Genomic DNA, 12,289 nt, shown 5'->3' with positions numbered 1-12,289 from the left:
GCCCCTTTATTATAGAGTCTTGCCCTCTATCACATCACCACCATCACCGCCTTCTTTCTTTTCCGCAGACTGATATATGTATCCACCCACCTTTCCAGCAACTTCGAGCACTCTCTCTGTGGTTCTTCTTACCTCATCGATGTCCTGAGATTCTGCAAAGACCTTTTTGCCCTCTTGGATAACCCTTTCCGCTTCTGAAACAAGGTCTGAAGGCAGTTTGTCCCTGTTTTCCCTGAGGACCTTTTCCAAGTTGTAAAGGTGCATGTCCAGTTGGTTCTTGGCTTCAATGAGCTCTTTCTTTTTCCTGTCTTCCTCCTCGTGCATTTGGGCTTCTTTGATGATTCTTTCTATGTCCTCCTGGGTGAGTCCAGAAGAGGGTTGAATCCTTATGGACTGCTCCTTACCAGTTCCAAGGTCTCTGGCGGTCACATGCAGTATACCATCCACGTCTATGTCAAAGCAAACCTCTATCTTTGGTACTCCTCTTGGTGCGGGTGGTATGCCCGTCAGGTAGAACTTACCCAAAGACTTGTTGTCCTTTGCCAATGGCCTTTCGCCTTGTAGGACGTGGATTTCCACCTCTGTTTGATAGTCTGCAGCGGTTGTGAATATCTCGCACTTTTTGTAAGGAATGGGTGTGTTTCTTGGGATCAGAACGGTCATAACTCCACCGTAGGTTTCCACTCCCAAGGAGAGGGGTGTTACGTCCACGAGAAGTATTTCTTTTACCTGACCAGAGAGTATGCCTGCCTGTATGGCAGCACCTACCGCAACCACCTCGTCAGGGTGCACGCCCTTGTGAGGTTCCTTTCCAAAGAATTCTCTTATTCTTTGCTGGACCAGAGGAATACGGGTAGAACCACCCACAAGTACTACATCATCTATGTCTTCGGGTCTGAGCTTGGCATCCTTCAAAGCCTTCTCTACGATCTCCATAGTCCTATCTACCAGGTCCTTGATCATCTCCTCAAGCCTTGCTCTGGTCAGCTTTTTCTGTAGGTGCAAGGGTTGATTGGTAGATGGGTCTATTGTAATAAAGGGTAGGTTGATCTCCGTTTCAAGCTTAAAGGAGAGTTCCTTTTTGGCTTGCTCAGAGGCGTCTTTTAGCCTTTGTAGGGCAGTTTTGTCCTTTCTTAGGTCTATGCCAGTTTCTTTCTTAAACTCTTCTATGAGCCATTCCATTATCCTCTCGTCTATGTTGGCACCACCCAAATGGGTATCTCCTGCGGTTGCCTTTACCTCTATAACACCATCTCCACCCTCAAGGATGGACACGTCAAAGGTACCACCACCAAAGTCATAGACCAGTATTCTTACATCGCTTTTCTTGTCGAGCCCGTAGGCGAGAGCTGCAGCAGTGGGTTCGTTGAGTATTCTGAGAACCTCAAGCCCTGCAATCTTACCCGCATCCTTGGTAGCCTGTCTTTGCCTTTCGTTAAAGTAGGCGGGCACCGTTATAACCGCCTTGGTAATCTTCTCTCCCAAGTAGGCTTCTGCAGCTTCCTTTAGCTTTTTGAGAACCAGAGCACCCACCTCCTCCGGGCGTACCTTTCTTCCAAGGTTGGGGATCTCAAAGCTTGCATCTCCCTTTTCATCCGGGACAACTCTGTAAGAGACTCTCTTTGCTTCTTCTATAACCTCTTCATACTTTCTTCCTATGAACCTCTTTGATTCATAAACGGTGTTCTCAGGGTCCAAAATAGCACGCCTTTTGGCAGGCTCACCCACCAATATTTCCTTCTCCTTTGTCCAAGATACTACGGAGGGGGTAAGCCTTGAACCCTCCTGATTTTGTATAACCACAGGCTCATCGCCTATCATAACAGCAACAACCGAGTTGGTAGTTCCCAAGTCAATACCTATAACCTTCTCCGCCATCGTTACACCTCCTTATCTTTACAGTTTAAAACTTTAGTCCAGTTTTGTCAAGTTTTTTATGTGAGCTTTTCTAAAAACACAAACCCATCAACACACAGAAGTTTTAAGGTTATGTTTGATATCTGTTAGCTTAAGGTTTAAGCTTGGCTAGACTGGTACCTCTGTCCGCTGGAGAGGTGCCCCGATGAGAAAATTCTGGGAACAGCCTCGTCGTAAAGCAAGAATAAGCTACTTAGTTAGTCCTTTTTAACCCACTTCTATAAAAAGCCTCCATAAAGCCACGGAAACATCAGAGCAGGGTAGGGCATAAAACCTAATTTACTTTGGAATAAACCTTAAGCAAATTTGGACATATATTTAAACCCATGGAGCAAAAAATCCAAAACCTAAAAGAACTTTATGAAAAGGACTTTTATCTGTGGGTGCAGGAAAATCTCAGACTTCTCAAAAACAAAGAATATGACCTCGTAGATTGGGAGAACCTGTTGGAGGAGATGGAGGATATGGGGCAGAGGTATCTGGACAGTGCGGTTAGCTTTATGGCGATAATCTTGGAACACCTTTACAAGTGGGAAAACTTCAGATACAGAGAATATGTAGGACACAGCTGGATAAAAAGCATATACAATGCAAGGAATGAACTTGCGGTTATCTTTAAAAGACACCCGTCCGTAAAGGCAAAAGCCCAAGAAAGGGAAAATATACAAACTGCATGGGAGTTGGCAGTTTACAGGTTGATTAACTGGTTCAAAGAGCCTCAAAACTACGACCTTGCTAAAAAATACTTTGGCAGACTTCCTACGGAAAAAGATTTCCCTAAGGAATGCCCTTATACCTTTGAGCAGGTGATGGAATACGAGTCTTGGGTTTAATTCCTCAACTTCCTCAATAAGAGTTTAAAGATTGGAGGGCGTCCTGACGAGAGATTTTTTTAAAAGAACTTAAAAATATTGAAACAAAAGCCCCAGTGGGGGCAAGCAATATTCACTCCTTTTCTGGTTTAGAGAAAAACCTGAGGAAGGGCTGGAACATTCTGGAAAGTATGCCTTTTGGTGGCTCTTCTTGATTTTTTACTTCCTCAGAGGTATTCACATTTCTTAGGAGAAGAACATTGCCATGATCATTTCTTAATTTAATGTCTCCATAATAAGCCAGAAAGTATGCAGATTCAAAGGGGTGAGCTACTCCTTCTTTGAAACACAGGGCCTTGAAATCCTCTAAAGTAAGCTCTACGTTAATTTTGGGAAGCACTTTTTCCCTTGCGATCTGAACGCTCTCTTCAAACCTTTCCTTTTCATCCCAAAGTTTCAAAACTGCATTAAAGCTTAAGCCCAATATCCTTGCGAGGCTACCCTCTACTCTATTGGCAACCCTTATATCAATCACAGTGTAGCCAATTTCCCGCAACCCTTCAAAGACAGGATGGGGTTTAAGCCATTCATACCTATTTCTCTTATAGGTTATTCTAAGATAGATAGGCTTTAACATCGAATGCTCTGCTAGAGTGGTTAGTAGAATACTGTCATTTGATCCGATAACAACTTTTTCTGCTTCATGTTTGCTTGCCAGCTTATCTATCATGTCCATTTCAATCTTTTCCGTCTCTTCTAACTGAACACCATAACGCTCCCACAAACTACGAAGCTTTTCTCCCACCTTTTGCCAGTAGTCTGCCTTAGTATTGACCGCGAAGTATATAGGTGCCTCTGGAAAAGTTTTCCGTAGTTGCATTATAAGATGAGTTTGATCCGCTCCCAGATACCACTGGGAGTCAATAACCATAACCTTTTTGACCTTCTTGGACATCTTACCACCTCCCCTCAGCTTAGGAATATATAAAGCTCTTTTACCTCCTCTAAGGTAAGTTCTACCGGAGGTCTAAGGGTGGTAATAATCAGGAGATTACCCGAAGTCTTATCTACCTTGAATATTAGCTTGTCTTTGAAATCAACAGGCTTTAGATCCCTATTGCCCTGTAGATACTCATACAGCATTTTTAGGACATTAGCCCTCATCTGGGGTGTAATTATACCCTTCATGGGAGCGACGTCGTAGCTAAAGAACTCCTCCGTCCATCTCCTGAAAACGGCTACCTGCCTTTCCTTTATTATCGCCATTTCCATTTGGGCGTGAAGGGTTAAATACCTCAAAAAGGAGTTAAGCTCCTGCGGGTCAAAGCCTATTCTCCCTCTCTTTATCGTGCCGGAGTTGGTTTTGCCTTGCACTCTCAGATATACCAAAGCTTTCTCTCCGTTAGGCGATGAGCTAATTTCACACATTGGGTCCCTATCTATGTTATTCACAAGGGATATATAGACCTTGTCCCTCTCTCCGTTCATGAACTCTCTCAGGCTTTTTACCAATTCCCACATATCTCTTGGATGAACAAACGGACCGCCAGTGAAAGGTAGAACCTTTGCCTTAGGTTCTCCATTTTCATCTACATCTTGGAGTTCCTCTTTTGTGTAGTAGGGCGTAGTTGTTTCCACATATAGCTTTTGTCTCCATTCCCGTGGGAACCTAATAGGTAGTGTGTAAAGGCTTTTAGTAATTTGTGGGTACGGTTCAAAAACTAATTTTATTTTTCCATGCCTTAGGTCAAAGGGTTCTGCACTTGCTCCCATGGGGACCTCCTCTTATACCTTCCATTCACCGGAAGGCACCAAAGCCGCACCCTCCACCTCTCTGTTATACAGATAGGCGTGGGCACGCAAAGGAGTGTGGTCCTCAAGGACCACCTCAATAAGCTCCCTCCTGAAGAGGAAAGGAGCCCCTTCCACCCAGTCAAGCTCCCTAAGGAGCCTTTCTGGGACTTCATAGACCTCTCCACGTACTACTCCATCTCCGGGAACCATCCCAGGGTAGGCGCCGAGGTCATAAAGGGCAAAGCCCCTTGCCAAGGCACGCCCTAAGAAAGGATAGCCCTTTAAGAGGCTGTGCCTTGATCCACCCCTTTTGAGGGTGCCATAGACGAAGAGGTAAGCCATTAGCCTACCTCCCCGCAATAAGGGGCCCAAAGACCCCTCAGAGAAAGCCCTCCCTTGTTAGGAAGGCTCACACTTTTGCTTCTTATCCTAACTACCATCATACACTATATATAACCCACATTCTCAGCAGTTTCTGACAGCCTACACAAGGGTTATAGGCTGAAGGATTGTTCCAATAGGGAATTTATAAAACAGCCTCACAGCCTAGTTCTACTTCAAAAACTTCTCCCAGTATTTGTCAATCTCTTCATCTGTCCAACCTGTTGTTTCTTTTAGTCCTTTTTTAAGAACATCCAAATAGAGCTGGGAGGGTGTGTTTTTTTTTCATCATACCAGCATCCAGTGAAGGTAAGTATCTTCAATCCGTCCTTTTCCCCCAGTGTGATTATTTCACCATACCACCCTTTTCCCTCTTGTCTTTGCAAATCTTCAAGCTGGCTTTCCTTTATTTTCCAAAGCCTGACTACTGCATGATACTCTGAGTCAGTTTCTTTCTCACAGGATAAGAAGGCTACTCCCTGATTATTCCACCTTCCAGAACTTTTTGCAAAGTAAACCCTATATGGAACCCACATCCATCCAATAGATTCAGGTTCCGTTTTGTCTCTACAGCCTTCGTAATGTATCCCCATAAAAGTACCGCCCTTAATATAAGCCAGGAATCTTTCCTTAGGTAGATTAGAGCCGTACCCAGCGTAGATAACATGGGACATACTTACCCCTCCTTGTTTATATTTTAACCCTATTGGTAAAATATTAACTGGGAGGTTAAGCCATGAGAAAAAGCCTTTTGCTTTTGCCCTTTGGTGTGGCCTTAGCTCAGCCCGTTATAGAGCCTAATTTTGCGGATAGGTTATTTCCATACGTTACCTACGGGGAAGTTTGGAGTGGCACTCCAGCTATGTTGAAGGATGTAGCCATTCCTAATGTGTTAGTCGTTTACGGTTCAAAAGAGGACCCAGAGGTTGTAGCCCAAGCGGGCAAGATTGCCTTTTACTTGGGACAGTGGGTAGAAGACATTGGCTTTGGTGCAGAAGAGGTAAAACAGTCCAAAATACCACCACTACTGGTAAGCGACGCCCAACTAAAAAATCTTCAGTGGAAAAACATCATAGTGGTTGGCACCAACAACGATGTGGTAAAGGAGCTGGGACTGACCTTTGAAAAGCCCACCATAAAGATGGTGGAAAAGGATGGAAAAAAGATTTTGGTGGTGGGTGGAGCCAACAAGGAACAAACTATACAGTCTGCCAAATACCTTGCGGACGTTAGGTTAAACTTCAAGGCGGGTGCCTACAGAACCTTCTTCTCCTTTGTGGCATTGAGGGGACACATAGAAAAGGGTGAGTTTGACGCTGCCCTAAGGCTTGTTAGGAACCCTCTGGGACTTTCCGCCTGTGGTAAAAACATGGCTTTGGCTGGACCTATGGTAGCCCAATGGCCCGATGATATAAAGGCAGTGGTTAAAAAGAGGAACGCCATTCTATACCAAGAACTGCCAAAGGCTTTGGAAGAGAGAGACAAAGAGAAGGCGGTTGCCCTTTGGAAGGACGCAATGCTAACCTGCTACCAATGCCATCAGGGTATAGGCATACCTCAGGTAAGAAAGTTCAAACCAGTGGAAGAGATCCACGCAAAGCATCAGAGGATCGCAGAAAGCTTTGGTCTGGTTCAAGTGGTTGGAGGTCAAAAGTCCTGTATAGCTTGCCACGCTGGACAGACGCAAATTAGAGGGTATTAGTGAAAAGGGTCATCCTCCTCTCCCTTTTCTTTCCCTTCCTTCTTGTTTTTTTGTGTGTTAGGCTTGCCTTTACAGAGTTTTTTGTGGAGTTGAATTACAGATTTGGAGACCTGCCACCGGACCGGTGGGGCATGAGCTACGAAGAAAGGTTAAGCATTGCCAAGCTGGGGCTAAGGTCTGTCCTATCCGATGAGGGAATGCAGGAGTTTATCAATTCTGGACTTTTTAGGGAAAAGGAAATAAAGCATATGCAGGACGTGAAGGGGCTTCTTTCAGTGGTCTTTAAAGTTCTCTACCTTGGAGGTCCCATCTGGCTAATTCTCTTTTTTAGCCTAAAGGACAAAAGGAAAATGGGTCTTACGCTCCTTCTTGGTGCAACCCTTACGGAGATTTTGGTAATCTTTGTTATTATCTTTTCCCTTTTAAACTACGACCTACTTTTTGAAGCTTTTCACAACTTCTTTTTTGACCCATACTCTTGGCGTTTTTTTGACGAAGATATGTTGCTTAGGGTATATCCTATGAAGTTCTGGTATAACGCCACCCTTTGGGTGGGTGTATTTGCCCTTATTTTAAATTCCCTCTTCCAAGCCCTCGGGTTTATTCTTTGGAGACGTACTTCTTGAGCTTTTCCTCCAAAGGTTCCGGCTTTCCAAGGTAATAACCCTGTGCGTAGTCTATGCCTAAATCTTTAACCACTTCAAAGACCTCTTCATCTTCTACAAACTCTGCAATGGTTTTAATTCCCATCTTTTTTGCTACGTTTACGATTCCCTCAATAAAAACCCTGTCTGTAGGTGAATTTGGAAGGGTTTTTATAAATTCTCCCTCAATCTTTAAAAAGTCCACGGGTAAGTATTTGAGATAGTAAAAGGAGGAATAGCCCGAGCCAAAGTCGTCTATGGCAAAGCGAAAGCCATCATCCTTCAACTCTCTAACAAAGCTTACAACCCGCATAATATCCTCAATGGCTTTCCTTTCTGTGATCTCAAAGATAATATTGGTAGTAGGAACAGAATACTTATCCGCGAGGGCTCTGACTTTTTCCGCAAACTCTTCCGTGGCGTTCTCCGGCACCATGTTAATGAAAATGAAAAGAGGAAATTTGTTTTCAAAAAGTTTATAGTTTTCAAAAACCTTTTCTATAAGTAAAAGGTCAAGCTTTTGCATGGCACCTATCCTCTCCGCCACATTTACAAATTCCCCCGCACTCAAAAATCTACCGTTAAACCTTATCCTCATAAGCACCTCAAATCCAAAGAGGGACATATCCTTCAGGTCTATGATCTCCTGATAAAAGGGCACAACGGAGGATTTCTCCAAGCTTTCCATGATGGACCTTTCCAATTCCTTTACCACAGAGAATTTATGAGTAGATTCTTCCGAACTTAGGATTATGCCCTTACCTTTCTTTTTTGCCTCCCACATTAAGTATTCTGCGTAGGTTATGAGCTCCTCTTCGCTGGTGCCGTCCTGGGGATAGGATACTATAACCACACTTACACTTATAGGAATTTCTTTATCCTCTATTTTTACAGGCTTTGAAGAAAGTATGTTTATAAGTCTTTTTGCTACCGCCCGTGCGGTATCCCTTGGAAGGTCTGGCAGGAGAACCACAAACTCGTCCCCTCCAAATCTTGCTGGGATATCCATTCTCCTAAGGCTCCTTTTTAACCTCTCGCTGAGCTCCTTTAGAACCATGTCCGCGGTTTGATGTCCATATACATCGTTTATAAGCTTGAAGTCGTCTATGTCTATGAGGACTATGGAGAACATAGAACCAGTCTTTAAGCTTTTTTCTATGTTATCTCTAACATACCTTTCAAAGGTTCTTCTGTTATACAGCATGGTAAGTGGGTCATACTCGGAGAGAAACTTAACGCTTAGTTGGGCACTTTCCAGGTCCTCTATAACCTTCATCAACCTTACTATATGAAACAGTTGATTGGAAACGGTTTTGAAGAAAACAAGATCATCCTTACCAAAGGGTTCATTCAACCTGACGCCCACCACTCCCGCCTGATACTGACCATGCTCAAACTTGGCAAAGCAAAAGTTATCTTTCGTCCCCAAGGTATTTGGGTTTGCTTGAACCTCCGCAAGGAGCAACTTTGCATCCTCTTCTGTAAAGTTTTTTATAAACAGAGAAGAGAGGGTGAGCCTTTCTATGCTTTCTGCGTTTCGGTCGGACATATAAAAGAGACTACCGTCCACAGGCAAAACATGGTCCAACCTATCCAACACTTGCTTTGAAAAGGTGTCTATGTTGTTGTATGCCTGAACGACGTATTCGGAGGTCTCAAGCATGGTGTATAGCCTTTGAATTTCCCTTGACTTTTCTTTAAAGTTCTTATGCTGTAGGAAATACAAAAAGAGAAGGTTTTCTATGTTTCTTGTGTGGATGTTTATTAGAGGGTTCTCTAAATCCGCAGAAGATCTACCGAGTATCAAATACCCCTCTCTAACATGAAAGTACCTACCATCTTCTAAAATACCCATTCCTTCTTCTAAGATCCTGTTCCAATCTTTAGGTGGTTTTAGGTCTTCCTCCCTTTCTTTTAGCCCATAAAAGTAAGCCTTTAGCTCCTTTGTGCTGAGATCGTATATGCATAAGCTATCTATAAAACTCTTTTCAAAGACCTTACCCAATGCAACCTTTAGCACACCACCCTCCCACTTGGGTACAGCCTTTGCAAGAGAGCTCAAAAAAGCCCTTGAATGTATAGCAATTTTCTTACCAACATCTACAATCTCTACCTTAACAACGCCATAGGCAATGAGCAAATAAGCCAGAGCTCTATAAAAGGAAACCGCTATCCAAATTATGTCCCTAAAGTGGGTGTAAAAAATGGGAAGGGCGGAGCCAATGCTGTAAAAGAACAAACCCAAGGCTAAATATACGCCAACCCTATCACCGTATGCCTTTTTCTTTACTATAAAGTAAGCAAGCAAGAAGCCCCAGAGGGCAAGCCCAGCCCAGAGCACATCGGAAATGGTGGTTGAACCCACTCCCTCTATGTAGGTTTTGGGAAGCAAAGGATAATAAAGCACTATAAAGAAGGAAATTGCCAGAGATGAAAGTAGCAAAGCAAAGAACTTAAGGTAGGGAAACCTACCGTTTTCATGAAGCATTCCAAGGGTTATGCCGAGCAATGCGTATGCTACAAAGGTGATGTGTAGCCAAGAAACCTTATCCCTATGGTTGGGTGTTATGAAGTCAGGAAAGAAGGAAAAAGAAAGAATATGAAAGGCTTGAGGGATGAGAGAAGGAACGAGGAACAGGGCGGTATAGTAAAACTTGCTTTTAATGATGAGCCGACCCACCAAAAGGGGAGCAAGTACAGTGCCCGCAAACAGAAAGAAGGTAGGAATACGGGTTATGGCAATAAGGTAGGAAAAGGTAGATGGGCTTGGGACCACAGTGTCGTGTATGAGGAGGACAAACAGGGCGGATAAGAGCCCAAAGGCTAATAAAAGTTTCCCTTTATAGCTCATAATCTACGCTCACCTTTTCCGGTCTGTCCTTTATGAGCCTCATTATGAACTCGGCCACCTTTTCTGGTGGCTTTAGGGTGAGTGGGTCCTCCTGTGGATAAGCCTTTGCCCTCATTTGGGTTCTGGTGGCACCGGGGTTAAAGGCATACACCTTTATTCCCTTTGGCTTTAGCTCCTCCGCCAGGAGCAGAGAAAAGCCCTCCACTCCGAACTTTGAAACTGCGTATGCACCCCAGTAGGGTGCGGGTCTTTTGCCCGCCCCAGAGGATAGGTTTATTATCACTCCCCCACTTTTCATATAGGGCAGGGCATACTTGGTGATGTAAAAGACGCCGTTTAGATTGACCCTTATGACCTCCTCCCAGACCTCCTCGGGATATTCTTCTATGGGCAATCTCTCCCCCAGTATGCTGGCGTTGTTGATCAAAAGGTCAAATTCTCCGAGCTTTTCCTTACAAAATTCCACAAAGGCTTTGGCAGAATTTTTATCTCCCACATCGCAGACTTTCACGTATAAATTTTTCGGCCCTTTTAGTTCTTCTTTAAGTCTTTTTACTCCCTCCTCTGTTCTTCCACAGGTGCAAACGTTCCACCCTTCCTTTAAAAAGAGCTCCACCACCGCCCTGCCAATTCCCCTCGTCCCTCCGGTTATGACAAGGTTTGGCATATAATTAGTATATGGGAGAGATAGAAATCTTTGAAGGTCTAACCTTTGATGATGTTCTTTTGGTGCCCCAATATTCAGAAGTTCTGCCCCACGAGGTAGATGTTTCCACCTGGCTAACCAAAAGGATAAAGCTAAACATACCCATAATCTCCGCTGCGATGGATACAGTTACGGAATCAAGGATGGCAATAGCTTTGGCGAGGGAAGGAGGAATAGGCATTATTCACCGAAACATGGGCATAGAGGAGCAGGCAAAAGAGGTGGAAAAGGTCAAAAAGTCCGAGAGCGGTATGATCATGAACCCCATCACCGTAACTCCGGACACCACCGTAAAGACAGCCTTGGAGATAATGGAAAGATACAGGATCTCTGGAGTGCCCGTAGTCTCCGATGGCAACAAACTGGTGGGCATACTTACCAACAGGGACCTCAGGTTCATAAAACCCACCGATTACCACAAACCCGTCTCTGAGTTTATGACAAAAGAGAACCTCATAGTGGCAAAGGAGAGGATCACCTTGGAGGAGGCAACGGAGATTTTACACAGACACAAAATAGAAAAGCTTCCCATCGTGGATAAAGAGGGAAGACTGGTGGGACTCATAACGCTAAAGGACATAGTAAAGAGGCAAAGATACCCAAACGCATGCAAGGATGAGTTCGGAAGGCTCCGGGTCGGTGCTGCAGTTGGCACGGGGACAGATACAAAGGACCGAGTTTCCGCCTTGGTCTCTGCGGGTGTGGATGTGATCGTGGTGGATACCGCCCACGGGCATTCAAAGAGGGTTCTACAAACGGTGGAGATGATAAAGTCTGAATATCCACAGGTGGATGTGATCGCAGGCAATGTGGCAACGGGAGAGGCTGTTGAAGACCTCATAAAGGCGGGCGCGGATGCAGTCAAGGTGGGAGTGGGACCCGGTTCCATATGCACCACCAGGATCGTTGCGGGTGTGGGCGTTCCACAGGTCACTGCCATAATGCTTGCTTACAAAGTGGCAGAAAAATATGGAATTCCCATCATCGCAGACGGTGGCATAAGGTATTCGGGAGATATTGTCAAAGCCCTGGCGGTAGGTGCCAGTGCGGTAATGCTTGGGGGATTGCTTGCGGGCACGGAAGAGGCCCCGGGTGAGGTCATATACTATCAGGGCAGGGCATACAAAGCTTACAGAGGCATGGGCTCCTTGGGGGCTATGATGAGTAGGATGTCTGCGGACAGATACGGACAGGAAAAGATGGAAAAGTTCGTGCCAGAGGGTATAGAGGGAAGGGTTCCATACAGAGGGAGGCTCTCGGATGTGATCTTCCAACTGGTGGGAGGTTTGAGGTCCGGCATGGGCTATTTGGGTGCAAGAAACCTACAAGAACTAAGGCAAAAAGCAAAGCTGGTACGTATCACTTGGGCAGGATACAAAGAATCCCACGTGCACGACGTGATAATTACCAAAGAAGCGCCAAACTATTGGGTAGATTGATGGTATAATATACTACTCACAGGTTATTCAAAAGGAGGTAATT

11 protein-coding genes are annotated in these 12,289 nt (G+C 44.7%); 4 read left to right on the top strand and 7 right to left on the bottom strand.

Features of this window, described 5'->3' with window-relative positions:
- Nucleotides 1–9: 9 nt before the first annotated feature.
- Nucleotides 10–1,878 carry a molecular chaperone DnaK gene (dnaK, locus tag THERU_RS01420; RefSeq protein ID WP_025305500.1) on the bottom strand — a complete coding sequence of 623 codons (1,869 nt, stop codon included), beginning with the start codon at nt 1,876–1,878 and terminating at the stop codon, nt 10–12.
- Between the two features lie 365 nt (nt 1,879–2,243).
- Between dnaK and THERU_RS01415 the strand changes: the two genes are divergently transcribed.
- Nucleotides 2,244–2,750, top strand: coding sequence for a DUF29 domain-containing protein (locus THERU_RS01415; RefSeq protein ID WP_025305499.1), 507 nt, complete (start codon nt 2,244–2,246; stop codon nt 2,748–2,750).
- Between the two features lie 112 nt (nt 2,751–2,862).
- Here THERU_RS01415 and THERU_RS01410 read toward each other — a convergent pair whose 3' ends face one another.
- The 4 genes from THERU_RS01410 to THERU_RS01395 form a co-directional block, all read right to left on the bottom strand.
- Nucleotides 2,863–3,684, bottom strand: coding sequence for a hypothetical protein (locus THERU_RS01410; protein ID WP_025305498.1), 822 nt, complete (start codon nt 3,682–3,684; stop codon nt 2,863–2,865).
- 14 nt (nt 3,685–3,698) lie between these two features.
- On the bottom strand, nt 3,699–4,502 hold the full coding sequence (locus tag THERU_RS01405; protein WP_025305497.1) for a hypothetical protein: 804 nt from the start codon (nt 4,500–4,502) through the stop codon (nt 3,699–3,701).
- Between the two features lie 12 nt (nt 4,503–4,514).
- Nucleotides 4,515–4,865 carry a gamma-glutamylcyclotransferase family protein gene (locus THERU_RS01400; protein ID WP_025305496.1) on the bottom strand — a complete coding sequence of 117 codons (351 nt, stop codon included), beginning with the start codon at nt 4,863–4,865 and terminating at the stop codon, nt 4,515–4,517.
- Between the two features lie 272 nt (nt 4,866–5,137).
- Complete coding sequence (locus tag THERU_RS01395; RefSeq protein WP_025305495.1) at nt 5,138–5,578, bottom strand: hypothetical protein; 441 nt, start codon at nt 5,576–5,578, stop codon at nt 5,138–5,140.
- 62 nt (nt 5,579–5,640) lie between these two features.
- Here THERU_RS01395 and THERU_RS01390 point away from each other — a divergent pair, with 62 nt between their 5' ends.
- Nucleotides 5,641–6,606 carry a cellulose biosynthesis cyclic di-GMP-binding regulatory protein BcsB gene (locus THERU_RS01390; protein WP_025305494.1) on the top strand — a complete coding sequence of 322 codons (966 nt, stop codon included), beginning with the start codon at nt 5,641–5,643 and terminating at the stop codon, nt 6,604–6,606.
- Complete coding sequence (locus THERU_RS01385; protein ID WP_025305493.1) at nt 6,606–7,232, top strand: TIGR01906 family membrane protein; 627 nt, start codon at nt 6,606–6,608, stop codon at nt 7,230–7,232. Before THERU_RS01390 ends, THERU_RS01385 begins: the two co-directional genes overlap by 1 nt.
- Here THERU_RS01385 and THERU_RS08280 read toward each other — a convergent pair.
- The gene (locus tag THERU_RS08280) at nt 7,207–10,101 is read right to left on the bottom strand and encodes a bifunctional diguanylate cyclase/phosphodiesterase (protein ID WP_025305492.1); all 2,895 of its coding nucleotides are present in this window, start codon (nt 10,099–10,101) and stop codon (nt 7,207–7,209) included. The genes THERU_RS01385 and THERU_RS08280 overlap by 26 nt on opposite strands.
- On the bottom strand, nt 10,091–10,768 hold the full coding sequence (locus THERU_RS01375; RefSeq protein WP_025305491.1) for an SDR family NAD(P)-dependent oxidoreductase: 678 nt from the start codon (nt 10,766–10,768) through the stop codon (nt 10,091–10,093). Before THERU_RS01375 ends, THERU_RS08280 begins: the two co-directional genes overlap by 11 nt.
- Before the next feature lie 11 nt (nt 10,769–10,779).
- On the opposite strand from THERU_RS01375, the gene guaB reads away from it, so the two are divergent.
- Complete coding sequence (guaB, locus tag THERU_RS01370) at nt 10,780–12,246, top strand: IMP dehydrogenase (protein ID WP_025305490.1); 1,467 nt, start codon at nt 10,780–10,782, stop codon at nt 12,244–12,246.
- Nucleotides 12,247–12,289 lie beyond the last annotated feature (43 nt).

The organism is Thermocrinis ruber (assembly GCF_000512735.1).
GTDB classification, from domain to species: Bacteria; Aquificota; Aquificia; order Aquificales; family Aquificaceae; genus Thermocrinis; species Thermocrinis ruber.
The sequence above is the reverse complement of the archived record's forward strand: the minus strand, read 5'-3'. Positions and strand labels throughout refer to the sequence as shown.